Here is a 13,396-nt window from a genome sequence, read left to right on the forward strand (position 1 = left end):
TCGCGAGTCACCGCCCCGGCCGCCGTTTCCGGGCGCGGGCCCGCTACTTCAGGGTGTTGACGCAGACGACGAAGTTGCGCTCGTCGTAGACATAGCCCTGATCGCCGTCGGGACAGTCGTCGACACTGCTGCTGTGCTGCACGATCGACACCACCTTCACGCCCTCGGTGGCGGTGGTGGCGGTGCACGGGATACGGTGCGCGGCATCGTTGCCGACGTCCATGCAGTCGCCGACCACCCAGTCGATGGTGAGGCAGAGGGCGCCGGTCTCCGTGCCGTTGAGGGTCTCGTAGTAGACCTGGTCGGAGTCCTTGCCGCACTGGGCATTCTTCGGCGCCTTGCCGGTCACCTTGTAATTGGAGTCCTGGCTGCCGCAGGTCGCCTTCTCGATGCTGGCGTTGTCGGTGGTGCCGCCGAGCTTCACGCACTCGCCGATCGAGGCCTGGAAGTCGGTCCTGCCGCCGCGGTCGGCGCGCGGGGTGGTGGTCGGCGCGCCCGCACCGGGCTTGCCCGAGGGTTTGCCCGGGGTGGTGCCGGGCGCCTTGGTGGGAAGCACGATGTCGCCGGGGGCGGCCTGGGGATGGCCGGTGACGGTGGTCCCGCAGCCGGCGAGCAGCAGGGTGGCGGCGGAGATCGCGGGCAGGGCGATCCGGGCGGAAAGCTGCTGACGCAACACGGGCGAGTCCTATATTTCGAAACAAACAGATTTGACTTCTGTGCCCATGCATACACCACGGACATCTGGATGATCGAACCGAGGCCGCCCGGCATTTCGTATAGGAAGCCATGAGCACCGACATCCTGGAGCGGTATCTCTCCTGGCGGCGCGGACGCGAGGGCGACCCCTTCCGGGTGCCGATGCCGACCCTGGGATCGGTGCTCTTCACCGGCACTCCGGAGGGGGCGCGCGAACTGTTCCGAGCCCCGGTGGACCTGCTGGAACCGCCGCTGCCGAATCCCATCGAGCCCATGGTGGGCGCGGCCTCGCTCATCCTGGCCCGCGACGGCCGGCACCGGCGCGAGCGGGCGCTACTCGCCCCCGCGTTCCACCGGAATCGAATCAGCCTCTACGGCAACATCATTCGCGCGGCCGCGCGGGCGGAACTGAGCGGGGAACGCACCGGAGACCCGTGGCGGCCCGGCACCCGCGTCGATGCCCGGGCGGCGGCGCGGGCGCTGACCCTGCGGGTCATTCTGGCCGCGGTGTTCGGCATCGACGACGCCGCGCGGCGGGCCGAATACACGGCAGCCACCACGGAATTCCTGGAATCCTTCGGCAGCGCCCTGTTCCTGGTTCCGGCGTTGCGGCGCAAGCTGTTCGGCGTGTCGGGGTGGGAGCGGTTCAGCGCGGCGCGGGACCGGCTCGACGAGCTCATCGATGCCGAGGTGGTCCGGCGGCGCGCGGACGGGGGCGGCGGGACGGATCTGCTGGCGCTTCTGCTGGACACCCGCTATGACGACGGCACCGCCATCACCGACGCCGACCTGCGCGAGCAATTGCGCACCCTGCTGGTGGCCGGGCACGAGACCACCGCGACCGCGCTGGTGTGGGCGCTGTACCGGCTGCACCGGGAACCGGCCGCGCTGGCCCGGCTGCGCGCCGAATTGTCCGCCGCCGGAAGCGATCCCGACCCGGCGGGGTTGATGGCACTGCCCTATCTGGAGGCGGTCTGCCAGGAGACGTTGCGGCTGCATCCGCCGGTGCCGATCGTATTGCGCAGGCTCACCGGCGATTTCGCGTTGCGCGGGGTGCCACTGGCGGCGGGGGACACCATGGGGGTCTCGGTGCAGCTGCTGCACACCGATCCCGCGGTGTGGCCGCGGCCGCGGGAGTTCCGGCCCGAGCGGTTCCTGGAGCGCCGCTACAGCCCGTTCGAGTTCGCCCCGTTCGGCGGCGGGCACCGGCGCTGTGTCGGTGCGGCGCTGGCGGATTACGAACTTCGCATTGTGCTGGCTACTGTATTGACCGACGTGCGGTTGCGGCTGTCGCCGCGGTTCGCGCGCGGGCCCGCGCCGATGACGGTGCCGCACACCATCACGGTCGGGCCGCGCAGCGCCATCACCTTCGATGTCGCCGAGCCCTGAAGTGGTATGAGTGATTTCGATCACAAGCATGTTTCGGGAAGTGAGCACTCCGAAAGCGGCCGCGCCGGTGTCACTTTCGGGGAATCGCCGGTGCCATCGGCGCATTCGCGCCAACCGAGCAACCGACCCACAGTCCTGTGACTCGTTGCACACCAGTTAGTCGGTATACATAACTGGCAGAAGCCAATTGGCGCGTGGGGCGGATCGCTGTAGTAATGGACGCGGGGTTGGGACCTGCGCGGGTGAAGCGCGCCCGCAATCTGCGTGTGAACGAGGATCTGAGAGGACCAAGCTGTGCGCCATACCCGGAATCGGAAAACGGGACTGATCGCCCTCGCCGCCATCGCGGCGACCGGAGCAGTGGTGGCAGCTCCCGCCTCAGCGACTCCGCTATGGCCGGGCGGGCCGGATGTACCGGGGGTGCCCTCCGCGGTCGTGCCGCAGCCCGAGCCGGGCTCGCTGCCCACCGACCCGAACGCCAAGTCACCGATTCCGCCGGCCAACTTCGCGGCCCCGAACATCAGCCCCGGTGACGGCGACGTGGTCGGTGTGGCGATGCCGGTCATCATCAACTTCAAGGACCCGGTCAGCGATCACGCGGCCGCCGAGAAGTCGATCCGCATCACCTCCACCAACAAGGTGAGCGGCCACTTCTACTGGATGGGCGACAAGCAGGTGCGCTGGCGGCCCGAGGACTTCTGGCCGGCCGGCTCCAAGGTCACCGTGCAGGCGGGCGGCACCGATGTCGCCTACGAGATCGGCGACGAGTTCATCACCACCGCCGACGACGCCACCCACGAGATCACCGTGACCCGCAACGGCGAGGTCGTGAAGACCATGCCGACCTCCATGGGCAAGCCGGGTCACGAGACCCCGAACGGCACCTACATCATCAGCGAGAAGAACCGCAAGATGATCATGGATTCCTCCACCTACGGTGTGCCGGTGACCGATCCGCAGGGCTACAAGCTCGAGGTCGAGTACGCCACCCGTATGTCCAACAGCGGCATCTTCGTGCACGCCGCCCCGTGGAGCGTTGCGCAGCAGGGCGTTTCGGACACCTCGCACGGCTGCCTGAACGTCTCCACCGAGGACGCCAAGTGGTTCCAGGAGAACGTGAAGAAGGGTGATCCGGTGGTCGTCAAGAACACCAACGGCGGCACCTTCAACACCAATGACGGCTGGGGCGACTGGAACTAGAGTCCCCTCGAACTCGAATGCTCCGCCCGTTCGGGCGGGGCATTCGTTGCTTCCACCGGGAAGACATCGAAAAATCGGGACGCGACAACTGATTTCGTCATCATCGGGGTAACTCGCCGGGTACGACCACAATGGGTTTGCTCCCGAACCGCCGGCGCGCATGCACGTCGGTGAACGGCACCCAGTCGTGCGCAAAGGGCGCGGAGAGGCTGGTCAAGCCGTACGATTCGGCCCATGTCCGCGCCACTCGGGGGTGAGACCGGTGAACAGTCGGTGGCGGGTGTCGGCCGACAGTTCAGCGAGTTACCGTCCGGAATTAACCAGACATTTGCCCCTGCCCGCAAGGCTGCGCGAGTGCGATCTTGGCCCGAACGAGTACTCCCGACACCCCCCGGGCGCGGGTGGCGAAGCAGACCCTGGCAGGACTACGCGCTCTTCGCGGTACTGGTCGCGCCGAACCTGATTCTGCTGGGGCTGTTCGTTTATCGGCCGCTGATCGACAACATCCGCCTGTCCTTCACGGACTGGAACATCTCCGCGACCGGACTGAACTGGGTCGGCTTCGACAACTACACCGAGTGGTTCCGGCGCGACGACTCCTGGCAGATCGTCGGCAATACGGTGATCTTCACCGTCGCCGCCGTCCTCGGCAGCATGGTGCTGGGCCTGGCGCTCGCCCTGCTGCTGGACCGCAAACTGTTCGGGCGCAATGTGGTCCGGTCCGCGATCTTCGCACCCTACGTCATCTCCGGGGCCGCCATCGGCGTGGGCTTCCAGTTCATCTTCGACCCGGGCTTCGGACTCGTTCCGGATCTGTTGCACCGGATCGGGATTCAGTCGCCCGACTTCGCGCAGAACCCGCACTGGGCGCTGTTCATGATCACGGTGACCTACATCTGGAAGAACCTGGGCTACAGCTTCGTCATCTATCTGGCGGCGCTGCAAGGGGTTCGCGCCGATCTCATGGAGGCCGCCGAGATCGACGGCGCGAGCCGCTGGACCACCTTCACCCGGGTGTTGCTGCCGCAGCTGCGGCCCACCACCTACTTCCTGTCGATCACGGTGCTGCTCAACTCGCTTCAGGTCTTCGACCTGATCAACGTGATGACCCGGGGCGGGCCGATCGGCACCGGCACCACCACCATGATCTATCAGGTCTATCGCGAGTCCTGGGTCAACCAGCGCGCCGGATACGGGGCGGCCGTCGCCACCATCATGTTCCTGGTGCTGCTGATCGTGACCGTGGTGCAGGTGCGCATGATGGACCGAGGGGACGAGAAGTGAACCGGATCGGCGCGCTGAGCGCTTTCAGGAATCAGGAATTCTGGGCCAAGGTCTTCGGCTACGCCGCCATGCTGTGCGTGCTGGTCATCGTCGGCGTCCCGCTGTACTACATCCTCACGCGGTCGTTCATGGCGCACACCGAGGTCTACACCCAGCCGGTCACCTACTGGCCGCAGCAGTGGCTGGTGTCGAACTACCACGACGCCACCACCACGCTGCCGTTCTGGCAGTTCCTGCGGAACTCGATCATCGTCACCGCCATCGTGTCGGCGGTGAAGTTCGTCCTGGGCGTGCTCAGCGCCTACGGTCTGGTGTTCCTGCGCTTCCCCGGCAAGAACATCGTGTTCCTGGTGATCATCGCGGCGCTCATGGTGCCCAACCAGATCACCATCATCTCCAACTACGCGCTCATCGCCCAGCTGGGCTGGCGAAACACCTTCCAGGGCATCATCGTTCCGCTCTGCGGCGTCGCCTTCGGCACCTTCCTCATGCGCAATCACTTCCTGTCGCTGCCGAGCGAGGTCATCGAGGCCGCGCGGATGGACGGCGCGGGCTGGTGGCGGCTGCTGACCCGCGTCGTTCTGCCCATGTCGGGACCGACCATGGTGGCGTTCGCGGTGGTCACGCTGGTCAACGAATGGAACGAATACCTCTGGCCGTTCCTCATGGCCGACGACGCACGCGTGGCCACGCTGCCGGTCGGTCTCACGCTCCTGCAGAACACCGAGAACCCCAGTGTCACCAACTGGGGACCGGTCATGGCCGGGGTCATCCTGACCATGCTCCCCATCCTCATCGTCTTTCTGGTGCTCCAGCGTCAGATGATCAAGGGCCTCACCTCCGGTGCGGTCAAGGGCTAAGTCCCAGAAGGAGATTCCAGTGTCGGATTCACGTAACCCCGTTGGTTTCACGGCACGCCGTGGTGCGCTGTCGCGACGCGGATTCCTCGGCCTCGCGGGTGCGGCCGCCGGCGCCGCGGCGCTGACCGCCTGCGCCGGTTCCGGTGGCGGCGGCACCCAGGGTGGTGACTCGAAGACCATCACCTTCTGGTCCAACCACCCCGGCACCTCCAAGGACCAGGAGACCGAGCTGATCAACCGGTTCCAGGCCAAGCGCCCGGACCTGAAGGTCAACCTGGTCGACGCGGGCAAGAACTACGAGGAGGTCGCGACCAAGTTCAACGCCGCGCTCTCCGGCGGTGAACTGCCCGACGTGGTCATCCTGTCCGACGTGTGGTGGTTCAACTACGCGCTCAACGGCACCATCGAGCCGCTGGACAGCCACTTCTCCGCGGCCGGGGTGAACGTGTCCGACTATGTCGACACCTTCGTCGGCGACTACAAGTTCAACGGCAAGACCTGGGCGCTGCCGTACTCGCGATCCACGCAGATCTTCTACTACAACAAGGACGTCTGGGCCAAGGCCGGACTGCCCGACCGCACCCCGAACAGCTGGGACGAGTTCGACGAGTGGGGCCCGAAGATCCAGAGCGTGCTGGGCGACGGCAAGTGGGCGCACGGCTGGGGTGACGCCAAGAACTACCTGGCCTGGACCTTCCAGGGTCCGTGCTGGACCTTCGGCGGCGCGTACTCCGACGAGTGGAAGCTGAAGTTCAACGACCCGGCCACCATCAAGGCCGGAAACTACCTGCGCGACTCCATCAATACCAAGAAGTACGCCAGCATCCGGCCCACCTATGCCGTGGACTTCGGCAACGGCATCATCGCCTCGGCGATCGGATCCACCGGTGATCTGAAGAGCATCAACACCAATGCCGCGGGCAAGACCCAGTTCGGCACCGGCTTCCTGCCGCACCCGAACGGGCTGGCGGGCTGCACCACCGGCGGTGCGGGCCTGGCGATTCCGTCGCGGATCAGCGACGCCCGCAAGGAGAACGCGCTCGAGTTCATCGATTTCATCACCAACGCGGCCAACACCTCGTACTTCTCGCAGGCCACCGGCTACATCCCGGTGCGCAAGTCGGCGCAGCAGGACCCGAGCATGGCGGACTTCCTGGCCAAGAACCCGAACTTCAAGACCGCCATCGACCAGCTGCCGCTGACCAAGCCGCAGAACAACGCGCGCGTGTTCGTGCCCGGCGGCGACCAGATCATCGGCACGGGCCTCGAACAGATCGGCCTGCAGAACCGCGACACCGCAGCGGCTTTCGGTGACATCACCAACCAGCTGCAGACGATCATCGACCGGCAGATCACGCCGAAGCTGCCCAAGTAGGAACCGAAGCGAGGAGACGCGCCGGCATGGCGACTGTGCAGTTCGAGGGAGTGTCCCTCACCTATCCGGGTGCGCCCGGCCCCGCGGTCGAAGACCTGAACCTGGACATCGCCGACGGCGAATTCCTGGTGCTGGTCGGGCCTTCGGGCTGCGGCAAGTCCACCAGTCTGCGCATGCTGGCGGGTCTCGAAGCGGTGACCGCCGGGCACATTCGCATCGGCGGACTCGATGTGACCGGCCTGCCGCCGCGCTCGCGCGACGTGGCCATGGTGTTCCAGAGCTACGCGCTCTACCCGAATATGACCGTGGCCGAGAACATGGGTTTCGCGCTGCGCAACGCGGGCATGAGCAAGGCCGACACCCTGGTTCGCGTCAAGGAGGCGGCCGCCATGCTGGAGCTGGAGGACCTGCTCGACCGCAAGCCCGCGCGGCTGTCCGGCGGCCAGCGCCAGCGCGTGGCCATGGGCCGGGCCATCGTGCGGCGGCCGCAGGTATTCTGCATGGACGAGCCGCTCTCGAATCTCGATGCCAAGCTGCGGGTTTCGACCCGATCGCAGATCGCGGCCCTGCAGCAGCGGCTGGGCACCACCACCGTGTACGTCACCCACGATCAGGTCGAGGCCATGACCATGGGACACCGGGTCGCGGTGATGAAGGACGGGAAGCTGCAGCAGATCGCCGCTCCCCGTAAGCTTTACGACGATCCGGTCAATACCTTCGTGGCCGGGTTCATCGGCTCGCCCGGCATGAACCTGCTGACCGCGCCGGTGCGAGAGGGCGCGGCCGTCCTCAATGACCTGCGAATTCCGCTGCCGCACACCGTCGACGGCGCGTCCGTCGTCGTCGGCATCCGCCCCGAATCCTGGGAGGTCACCACCGACCCGGGCAATGCGCTCGCGGTCGAGGTGGAACTGCTCGAAGAGCTGGGCTCGGAATCCTTCGTCTACTCGCACGGCGTGGCCGACGACTGGTCCAGCCGCTCCGGCCGGGTGGTGGCGCGAGTGGATCGCCGCTTCCAGGTCGCGCTCGGCGACCGGCTACACCTGACACCCAAGCAGGATGAGCTCTTCTTCTTCGACGCGAATACCGAAGAGCGCCTGCGTTAGTCGGCCGATCCGGGCCCCGCCGCCACGGCGAGGGCCCGGTTTGGAGTCACCAGATCTTCACGCGCTCAGCGGGATCCAGGTACAGCGCATCCCCCGGGTTGACATCGAACGCCTCGTGGAAGCTGTCCAGGTTGCGGACCACGCCATTGCACCGGAACTCCGGCGGCGAGTGCGGGTCCACGGCGAGCCGGCGAATGGCCTCCTCGGTGCGCGCCTTGGTGCGCCACACCTGCGCCCAGCCGAAGAACACCCGCTGCAGGCCGGTGAGCTCGTCGAGAACGGGGGAGTCCTGGCCCTCGGTGGCGATCCGGTACGCCTCCAGGGCGATCGAGAGCCCGCCCAGATCGCCGATGTTCTCACCGATGGTGAACTCACCGTTGACCTTGTGGTCCTCCGACAGGTCCTTCGGGGAGAACTGGTTGTACTGCGCGATCAGAGCCTTTGTCCGCTTACCGAATTCGGTGCGGTCCGACTCGGTCCACCAGTCGACCATATTGCCGTCGCCGTCGTACTTCGAGCCCTGATCGTCGAAGCCGTGGCCGATCTCGTGCCCGATGACCGCACCGATCCCACCGTAGTTGGCGGCATCGTCGGCGTTCATGTCGAAGAACGGGGGCCGCAGAATGGCCGCCGGGAAGACGATCTCGTTCATGCCCGGGTTGTAGTAGGCGTTCACCGTCTGCGGGGTCATGAACCATTCGCCGCGGTCCACCGGGCCGCCCAGCTTGTTCAGGTCACGATCGTGCTCGGCCGCGTAGCCGCTGCGGTAGTTGCCCACCACGTCGGCGGGATCCACGGTGACGGCGGTGTAATCGCGCCACTCGTCGGGGTAGCCGATCTTGGGGGTGAACTTCTCCAGCTTGGCCAGCGCGGCCTGCCGGGTGTCGGGGCCCATCCACTCCAGCTGGGAGATATTGCGGCGGTAGGCCTCCTGCAGGTTCGCCACCAGCTCGACCATGCGGGCCTTGGCCTCCGGCGGGAAGTGCTGGGCCACATACAGCTTGCCGACCGCCTCACCGAGCAGGTCCTGCACCAGGGAGACGCCGCGCTTCCAGCGCTCCCGGTTCTCCTGCGCGCCGGTCAGGGTGCGGCCGTAGAAGTCGAAATTGGCCTCGACCAGATCCGAGGTCAGATAGGGCGCGCGCGCCTTCACCACCCGCCAGGCCGCCCAGGCCTGCCAGTCCCCGAGCGACTCCGAGGCCCACAGCTGAGCGAAAGTGCGCACGTAATCGGGTTGGCGCACCACCAGTTCCGCGAACAGCTCCGCACCCGGGCGGTCCAGGCCGGCGGCCAGCGCGGAAGTCCAGGCAGTCCAGTCGAATTCCGGGTTCTCGGCGGCCAGCGCCTCGAAAGTGGTGAGGTTGTAGCTCAATTCGGCGTCCCGACGCCGGACCACGTCCCAGTGGCCGGCGGCCAGCTTCGCCTCCAGCTCGAAGACCCGCTGCGCGTCGTAGTCCAGACCAGACAGCTCGAACATGCGGCGGATGTGGGCGACGTACTTCTCGCGGATCTCCGCGTACTCGTCCTTGTGGTAGTACGACTCGTCGGGCAGGCCGATGCCGGACTGGGTGGCATGCACCAGGTAGCGGGCGGAGTTCTTGTCGTCGGTGTCGACGTAGAAGGCCAGCGCGCCGCCCACGCCGGTGCGCTGCAGGCTGCCGATCAGCGCGGCGAAGTCCGAACGGTCGGAGACCGCCGCCACGGCCGCCAGTTCCTCGGCGATCGGGGTCAGACCGGCGGCCTCGATGGCGTCGGCGGCCATGAAGCTGTTGTAGAGATCGCCGATCTTGCGCTCTTCGGAGCCGGGCGCGGCGTCGGCCGCCGAGGCGTCCTGGATGATCTTCTGGACATCCAGTTCGGCCTGGTCGTAGAGCGTGCGGAAGGCACCGTCCACCGCTCGGTCGGCCGGTATCTGATAACTCTCCAGCCATTTGCCGTTGACGTGCGCGAACAGGTCGTCCTGCACCCGAACGTCCGCGTCACGGAAGGACAGGTCGATACCGGAGGGAGGCGTCAGCTGCGAAGTCACGGTGTCTATTTTGCCCTCCGCTTCGCTCCGGGCGGGTTCGCGGCGCTGAAAGTCTCGTTCTTCCCTCCTCCGCTTCGCTTCCCCGTTCCAGGGCAGAGGTCGATCAAGCCGCGGTCCAGAACGAGACGCGCCGCGAACCACCGGGGCTCGACCTCGACGGCCGAGCCTCAGCACTGCACTGTTCGGTGGCTAGACGCTTTGTGGCCGACGGTCGAACTCTCCGTCCCGGGCCCCGTCGACGAAGGCGCGCCATTCACCGGGGGTGTAGACGAGGGTGGTCTCCCCGTGCCGGAGTGTGGTGTGGCCGTCCGTACCGGTCTCGGCGCTGAGCGCGGTGCGGAGGGCGGGGCGGCCCAGCACCGCGGCCAGGAATGTCATCCATTCGGTCGCGGCGACGGTGATGATGGGCTCGTCTTCGAGGCGATGTTCCGGATTACGCCGGTACTTGCTGTCGCGGATGAGCACCGCATCACCGTCGAATCGAACCTCCACGCACTGATTTCCGTTATTCGTACGAGACGACGTGAACCAGCCGCGGGATTCGGGCCGATACTTCGCGGTGTTTGGCATGGGCAGCATTTTACCGTTACGCATGCGTCTCCTACCCTTGCGAATAGCGGTTGATGAGCTCCAAAGATTCTGCGCGACTGAGAGATTGGTCGAGCGCACGCACAAATGCGAACCGCAGATCGCGAATCTGCTCCGAATCCTCCACCGCCCCACCGAAAACCGCGCTCTCCACCCAGGTGAAGGTCGGAAGATTTTCGGAGGCGAAATCCAGCAGATGAAAACTCGATCCGCCCAGCAGTGCGCCCCGGGTCGCGGTGAACGGAATCACCCGCACCGAAAGGGAATCCAGCTCGTCCAGCAGTGTTGCCAGATGTTCCAGTTGCCCGCGTAATACCTTCGGGCCGCCGATCTGTTGCAGCAGCGTAGCCTCGCCGATCACCGCGGTGAGTTCCACCCGGTCATCGCCACGTAATCGCTCCTGCCGCTTGAGCCGCACCGCCACCAGCTGTTCCACCTGGACGGGACGGATCATGACGTCGGCGCTGATGAGCGCGCGCGCGTATTCCTCGGTCTGCAACAGGCCGGGCACCACCAGGCTGTCGTAACTGCGAATGCTCTCCGCGCCCAGCTCCATGCCGTAATACCGTTGCAGCTCAGGCCCGATCAGCGCCGAGGACCTGGCCCACCAGCCCCGCTCCTTGCTGAGCGCCAGCAGGTCCAGCAGTTCCGCGCGCTCCTCGCCCTCCACCTCGAGCAGCTCCAGCACCGGGCCGATGGTGGTTGCCGTGAGGACGCGGCGGCCCTTCTCCACATGCGACCAGTTGGCCGGCGTGAAGCCCACGCGCTTGGCGAAGGTCGCCGAATCGAAGCCGCACTGCTCGCGCAGTTCGCGCAGGCGCAGGACCAGCTCCCACCGGGCGACAGTGGGTGACACGGGTGCCATGAGCAGTGATGCTACGCCGCAGAACTCGCTGGCGTGTGACTATTGTCATAGTGATTGCCCGGCCCTAAGGTCGGTAGCAGGAGGTTCGCCATGAGCGCGCTGGACCCGTCCTCGTATACCGCCACCCAGGAAGCGCTGGCCCGGTGCCGGCGCTACCGCAAGGAGCACGGTCTCTACGGCGTGGTGGACTCGGCACTGGGCCGAATCATGTTGGAGGTCGGGGCCGTCGGGGCCGTGACCATGCCCGCCGACCTGGGCCACCGGGTCCGCGACCACCTGATCGCGCGGCGGCGCTGCGGGCCCGTCATCGCTCACCCGCGCTCGGGCCGCTGGACCTTTCTGACCGGCCCCACCGACGACTCGTATGACGACACCACTTTGTTCTCAGACCTTTTCCGCGATTGCGCGTCCGTGGCGCAGCCGGGCAGCACCATCGTGCTGCCGTCACCCTCGGATGAGCACACCGCCTACCGCACGTGGATTCACCCGCCGGAAGCGGACTTTCGCCCCGACCTGGCGGAGGTGCTGGCCGCCACCCGCGAGTGCCACCCGGTCAGCGGGTAGGCGCGGGCGTCAGCGTGACGCTGAACTTGTCCTCGACGCGCTTGCTGAATTCGTCCCGGCACTGCTGCACCTTGGCCGGGTCGTTGCCCGCCTTGTTCAAGCAGTCGATCAGGTCGGTGCCGCCGGTGTCCTTGAAGACGACCCACACCAGCACGCCGACGAGGATGCCGCCGATCAGGCTGATGACGCCCATGATGCCGCCCGCCAGCGCCATACCGAAACCACCGCCGGTGCCGCGCCGCGCGCGCAGCGCGGCGATCACGCCGAGGATGATCGCGAGCGCGCCGCACAGCACGCCGATGATGGTGAGCAGCACCGTCCAGAACGTGAGCAGGCCCAGCACGCCGAAGACCAGCGCGGTGATCGCCATGCCCTTGGGCTGCGGCGACTCCTGCCAGTACTGCGGTCCGCCGGGCGGCGGATAGTTACCGGACGGAGGCGGCGGGTACTGACCGTACTGGCCCGGCGGCGGGTACTGGCTCATGAGTCGATGCTATTGCCCGCCGAGCCGGGCATGCATTTCCCATACCAGAATCTCGGACGGCATGTTCGCGAGGACACGCTGGCCGCCGCTGCGCGCCATCCGCACCGCGTCCCCCTCGTACAGGGTGCCGGCCCCCTCCAGCTCCACCTCGCCGCGCGCGAGGAAGACATGCAGGTAGGGGGCTTCGGGCAGGCGGATCTCGGCGCCCTCGCCCGGCAGCTGTGCCACATGCAGGGCGGAGTGGCTGCTGGCGATGGCGATGGCGGCGCGATCCCGGTAGCGAGGCAGGCCCGAGGCCACCGTGATCAGGCCGCCGCCGGCCAGCTCGTCGTCGATCTCCAGCTGCTGATAGCCGGGGGTCAGCCCGGAATCGTCGGGCACCACCCACATCTGGACGAAATGCACCGGCTCCTGATGCTCGGGCGTATTGCTGATCCGCCAGGAATCGTTCTTCTCCGAATGCAGGATGCCGGTGCCCGCGCTCATGCGCTGGGCCAGGCCGGGATAGATGACGCCGTTGTGCCCCAGCGAATCCTGGTGCACCAGGCTGCCGCTCAGCACCCAGGTGACGATTTCCATGTCCCGGTGCGGATGGGTCTCGAAACCCTCGCCGGGCAGGACGATGTCCTCATTGTTGACCAGCAGCAGGCCGTGATGGGTGTTGTCGGGATCGTAGTGTTCCCCGAACGAGAACGAATGCTTCGAATCCAGCCACGACACACGGGTTTTCATGCGGTCGCCGCCACGATGGATATCGATGTGTGGTGTCGTGAGGGTGGACACCGCCGTACTCCTCTCACCGGCGAGCACCGATCGGGTTCCAGGGTAGGGGCCGATACGATGGCCCAACCTGAATTCCGGGTTAAATTCTAGCGCGAGCGCAGCGCTGCCCCGCACGCCGCCGACCAGGTACTACGCTCTCGGCAATCGGCGCGGGCAAATGCCCGGCGATTGTC

Annotated in this window: 13 protein-coding genes; 7 read left to right on the top strand and 6 right to left on the bottom strand. The window is 66.6% G+C overall.

Going from position 1 to position 13,396, the window contains the following annotated elements:
- Positions 1 to 43: 43 nt before the first annotated feature.
- Positions 44 to 676: an LppU family putative lipoprotein gene (lppU, locus tag ON33_RS44115; protein WP_040862538.1), complete on the bottom strand. Its 633-nt coding sequence runs from the start codon at positions 674 to 676 to the stop codon at positions 44 to 46.
- A 110-nt stretch (positions 677 to 786) separates the two neighbouring features.
- On the opposite strand from lppU, the gene ON33_RS30510 reads away from it, so the two are divergent.
- From ON33_RS30510 to ON33_RS30535, 6 genes are all read left to right on the top strand, one after another.
- Positions 787 to 2,085, top strand: coding sequence for a cytochrome P450 (locus ON33_RS30510; RefSeq protein ID WP_051153091.1), 1,299 nt, complete (start codon positions 787 to 789; stop codon positions 2,083 to 2,085).
- Between the two features lie 294 nt (positions 2,086 to 2,379).
- Positions 2,380 to 3,285, top strand: a complete 906-nt coding sequence (locus ON33_RS30515; protein ID WP_040862539.1) for a L,D-transpeptidase — start codon at positions 2,380 to 2,382, stop codon at positions 3,283 to 3,285.
- Between the two features lie 354 nt (positions 3,286 to 3,639).
- Entirely contained in the window at positions 3,640 to 4,569 is a 930-nt protein-coding gene (locus tag ON33_RS30520; RefSeq protein ID WP_040862540.1) for a carbohydrate ABC transporter permease, read from the top strand.
- A 68-nt stretch (positions 4,570 to 4,637) separates the two neighbouring features.
- Positions 4,638 to 5,429, top strand: coding sequence for a carbohydrate ABC transporter permease (locus tag ON33_RS30525; protein ID WP_083869416.1), 792 nt, complete (start codon positions 4,638 to 4,640; stop codon positions 5,427 to 5,429).
- A 19-nt stretch (positions 5,430 to 5,448) separates the two neighbouring features.
- Positions 5,449 to 6,804: an ABC transporter substrate-binding protein gene (locus ON33_RS30530; protein WP_373281073.1), complete on the top strand. Its 1,356-nt coding sequence runs from the start codon at positions 5,449 to 5,451 to the stop codon at positions 6,802 to 6,804.
- Between the two features lie 26 nt (positions 6,805 to 6,830).
- Positions 6,831 to 7,910, top strand: a complete 1,080-nt coding sequence (locus ON33_RS30535; RefSeq protein ID WP_040862541.1) for an ABC transporter ATP-binding protein — start codon at positions 6,831 to 6,833, stop codon at positions 7,908 to 7,910.
- A gap of 46 nt (positions 7,911 to 7,956) precedes the next feature.
- Here ON33_RS30535 and ON33_RS30540 read toward each other — a convergent pair whose 3' ends face one another.
- From ON33_RS30540 to ON33_RS30550, 3 genes are all read right to left on the bottom strand, one after another.
- Positions 7,957 to 9,939: a M13 family metallopeptidase gene (locus ON33_RS30540; protein ID WP_085996861.1), complete on the bottom strand. Its 1,983-nt coding sequence runs from the start codon at positions 9,937 to 9,939 to the stop codon at positions 7,957 to 7,959.
- A gap of 189 nt (positions 9,940 to 10,128) precedes the next feature.
- Positions 10,129 to 10,533 (bottom strand): DUF397 domain-containing protein, encoded by a 405-nt coding sequence (locus tag ON33_RS30545; RefSeq protein ID WP_306307530.1) that lies wholly within the window; start codon positions 10,531 to 10,533, stop codon positions 10,129 to 10,131.
- Positions 10,534 to 10,540: 7 nt separating this feature from the next.
- Complete coding sequence (locus ON33_RS30550) at positions 10,541 to 11,392, bottom strand: Scr1 family TA system antitoxin-like transcriptional regulator (RefSeq protein ID WP_040862542.1); 852 nt, start codon at positions 11,390 to 11,392, stop codon at positions 10,541 to 10,543.
- A gap of 90 nt (positions 11,393 to 11,482) precedes the next feature.
- On the opposite strand from ON33_RS30550, the gene ON33_RS30555 reads away from it, so the two are divergent.
- Positions 11,483 to 11,956, top strand: coding sequence for a hypothetical protein (locus ON33_RS30555; protein WP_040862543.1), 474 nt, complete (start codon positions 11,483 to 11,485; stop codon positions 11,954 to 11,956).
- On the opposite strand, the gene ON33_RS30560 is transcribed toward ON33_RS30555, so the two are convergent.
- A complete protein-coding gene (locus ON33_RS30560; RefSeq protein WP_040862544.1) occupies positions 11,946 to 12,440 on the bottom strand; it encodes a DUF4190 domain-containing protein in 495 nt (164 codons plus the stop codon). The two genes, ON33_RS30555 and ON33_RS30560, sit on opposite strands and share 11 nt — an antisense overlap.
- A gap of 9 nt (positions 12,441 to 12,449) precedes the next feature.
- Positions 12,450 to 13,223 (bottom strand): pirin family protein, encoded by a 774-nt coding sequence (locus ON33_RS30565; protein WP_040862545.1) that lies wholly within the window; start codon positions 13,221 to 13,223, stop codon positions 12,450 to 12,452.
- Positions 13,224 to 13,396 lie beyond the last annotated feature (173 nt).

The organism is Nocardia niigatensis NBRC 100131 (genome assembly GCF_000308655.1).
Lineage (GTDB): Bacteria > Actinomycetota > Actinomycetes > Mycobacteriales > Mycobacteriaceae > Nocardia > Nocardia niigatensis.